Below are 2861 nucleotides of genomic sequence, written 5' to 3'. Positions count from 1 at the left end.
GGATTTCAGCCGTGCGCCGCTGGTGGGCCTCTTCTACGGCAGTTGCTTTGTGCTCATGGGCTGGTTGTTGCTGGCCTGTTTCCATCAGGCACCTGAATACACCTTGGCTTTGTGCGCGGGCTTCCTGCTGATGGGGCCTTTCCTGTGTCTCGGGCTGTATGACGTCAGCCGGCGTTTGGAGCGAGGTGAGCCCTTGAGCATCTGGTCATCCCTGACCGCATGGCGCATCAGCAGTGGGCAACTGGCGATCTTCGCGGGGGTGCTGTTGGTGCTGGAGATGCTCTGGGGGCGTTCGGCCATGATCATGTTCGCCATCAGCTTCGACGGCATCCCTGATTTCAACGGGCCCTTGTCGTCCATGATGACCGAAGAGTATTTGACCTTCTTCGCCGGCTACATGGCGGTGGGCGCTGTCTTTGCTGCGCTCATCTTTGCCATCAGCGCCATCAGCATGCCGATGATGCTGGACAAGTCGGTGGACGCCATCTCTGCAGGTCTGGCCAGCATGCGCCTGGTCAGCACACAGACTGGCGTCATGCTGCTGTGGGCCGGGCTCATCACCTTGGGCATTACGCTGGCCATGTTGCCTGGCTTCCTGGGCCTCGTGGTGGTCGGGCCCGTGATCGGGCACGCATCCTGGCACGCCTACCGCGCAGCGACCACGCCTCGCGCCTGATTTCAAGTTCTGGCCGGTTGACCATGTGACCCTTGCCGGGCCGCCCGGCAGGGTGATGGCTCAACCGGCCTTTCCGCTGTTCTAATGGCTGATTGACCAGCCAGTAGTCCTCAGCCTTGTCTCGTCCTGCCTACCTCGCCCCTCGCACGCTCACCTTGTTGATCTTGCCGCCCCTGATGTGGGCTGGCAATGCCGTGGTCGGCCGCCTCATGGTGGGCACCTTGCCGCCGGTGGCCATGAATGCCCTGCGCTGGTTGCTGGTGGCCTTGTTGCTGATGCCCTTGTCCATGCGGATCTGGCGTGACATGGCCGCCATTCGTGAACGCTGGGTCTATCTGGCTGTCATCGGGGTATTGGGTGTCGGCACCTACAACGCCATGCAGTACCTGGCCTTGCAGACATCGTCGCCACTGAACGTGACCTTGATCGGCTCCAGCGTGCCTGTGTGGATGATGCTGGTAGGGGCCTTGGCATATGGTCAGCGGCTACACGGGCGCCAGTTTGCGGGGGCTGTGCTGTCTATCCTGGGCGTGCTGCTGGTGATGGCGCAAGGAAAGTGGGAGGTCTTGCGCCAGGTTCGCCTGGTGCCTGGTGATTTGCTGATGCTGCTGGCCAGCCTGGCCTGGGCGATCTACAGCTGGATGCTGGTGCGTCCGCCTGCCAATATGAGTGGCCCCGCGCGGCCAGATTGGGATTGGGCCGCCTTCCTGCAGATTCAGGTCTTGTTCGGGGTTATCTGGGCCGGTGCAAGCACCGCTGTGGAGGCCATCATGGCAAACGGTGCGCAGCCGCCCATGTGGCCGACCACCTGGTCCTCCTGGGGTGCCATGGCGTTTATCGCCGTGGGGCCGTCGATTCTGGCCTACCGATGCTGGGGCTTGGGCGTGCAGGCCGTGGGTCCCACCATGGCATCGTTCTTTGGCAATCTGACGTCGATTTTCGCGGCCATGTGGTCTGCGCTTTTTCTGGGGCAGCATCCAAGTTGGTACCACCCCATCGCGTTGCTGCTGATCACCGCAGGCATTGCAGTGTCTTCACATGCCCCTGCTAGCGTCAAAAGCGACGTGGGCCGCGACGGCTCTTGAACGGAGGCTGGCCGCGCCAGAAGCGCATCATGAGCCAGCCGCCCAGCATGCCACCCAGGTGAGCAAAGTGGGCCACGCCGGAGGCTGTGCCCGTCACGCCTTGCAGCAACTCCAGTCCGCCGAACACGGCCACGAATACCTTGGCCTTCATCGGGATCGGTGGGAACAGCGGCATGATCGTGCGGTTGGGGAACATCATGCCGAAGGCCAATAGCAGGCCGTAAATGCCACCCGAGGCGCCCACCGTGTAGTTGTTCCAGCCCGCCAGCAAGGAAAGGATCAACTGCGCTGCGGCCGCAGTCAGCACGCTGGCCAGCAGGAATTCCATGTACCGGCGCGAACCCCAGATGCGCTCCAGTTCGCTGCCGAACATCCACAAGCCCATCATGTTGAAGAAGATGTGGGGCAGCGAGCCATGCAGGAAGGCATAGCTGATCACTTGCCAGGGATAGAAGAGGCCACTTTGTATCGGGTAGAGCGCGAAGTAATGCGTCAGCAGCCCGTTGAGTGGCTCATCCAGGCAGAACATGGCAACGTTGATCAGAATCAGTGCCTGGGTAATGGGGGGCAACGGCGGCATGCTTGTTCAGCGACGGCAGTGGATGTAAGCGCACATCATAAAGGCCGGGCCAGCCTGGCTGGCACGCAACTCGCTAAGTCTTGTCATGCCTTACCCCAAGAGGCGGATAACTGGATGGAGGCCCTCAACCATGTCAGCCAATGTCGTTGTGACATTTTCCTCGGTATTTCGGCGTGCAGGTCGTACTCAACCCGGCCGGCGAGGGTGAGGTGATGGGTGCCATGCACATGCTCCGTTCGCCTCTGGCGCCTACCCTGATGAGCGCGCAGGCCGTGCGGCGGCACAGCGCGGCCATCATGGCGCTGGCGCAAGCCGGGCAGGCCCGTCATTTCACCTGGCACCCGGAGCGCATGGCCTTGGTTTCTGCTTATGTCAGCAATGTGATCAGGCAGCGTTATCCGGATCTCGATGTGCCGTATCACAGCCGTTGGCGCCACTTTGAATATGGTGGCGTGGATCGGTGGGCTGTCGTGGCGCGCGAGCATGGTCTGGATGCGCCGTCAGCGCGGTTGGAGCGAGC

4 protein-coding genes are annotated in these 2861 nt (G+C 61.9%); 3 read left to right on the top strand and 1 reads right to left on the bottom strand.

All coding sequences use genetic code 11. The features are described from left to right. Positions 1-676, top strand: a 676-nt coding sequence (locus tag EPO09_RS03755) for a DUF2189 domain-containing protein (protein WP_290640301.1), incomplete at its 5' end; no start/stop codon positions are given. Positions 677-792: 116 nt separating this feature from the next. Beyond that, positions 793-1761 (top strand): DMT family transporter, encoded by a 969-nt coding sequence (locus EPO09_RS03750; RefSeq protein ID WP_290640299.1) that lies wholly within the window; start codon positions 793-795, stop codon positions 1759-1761. Here the strand turns inward: EPO09_RS03750 and EPO09_RS03745 are convergent. Next, the gene (locus EPO09_RS03745; protein WP_290640297.1) at positions 1730-2341 is read right to left on the bottom strand and encodes a rhomboid family intramembrane serine protease; all 612 of its coding nucleotides are present in this window, start codon (positions 2339-2341) and stop codon (positions 1730-1732) included. The genes EPO09_RS03750 and EPO09_RS03745 overlap by 32 nt on opposite strands. A gap of 221 nt (positions 2342-2562) precedes the next feature. On the opposite strand from EPO09_RS03745, the gene EPO09_RS03740 reads away from it, so the two are divergent. Next, positions 2563-2861, top strand: a 299-nt coding sequence (locus tag EPO09_RS03740; RefSeq protein WP_290640295.1) for a DUF1688 family protein, incomplete at its 3' end; no start/stop codon positions are given.

Origin of the sequence: Aquabacterium sp. (assembly GCF_004297345.1) — a bacterium.
Lineage (GTDB): Bacteria > Pseudomonadota > Gammaproteobacteria > Burkholderiales > Burkholderiaceae_C > Aquabacterium.
Note: the sequence above shows the minus strand (reverse complement) of the source record. Positions and strands in the feature narration are given on the sequence as shown.

Coding starts and splice junctions, on each gene's coding strand:
- EPO09_RS03745 (WP_290640297.1), bottom strand. CDS start 2,341: ATGCCGCCGTTGCCCCCCATTACCCAGGCACTGATTCTGATCAACGTT.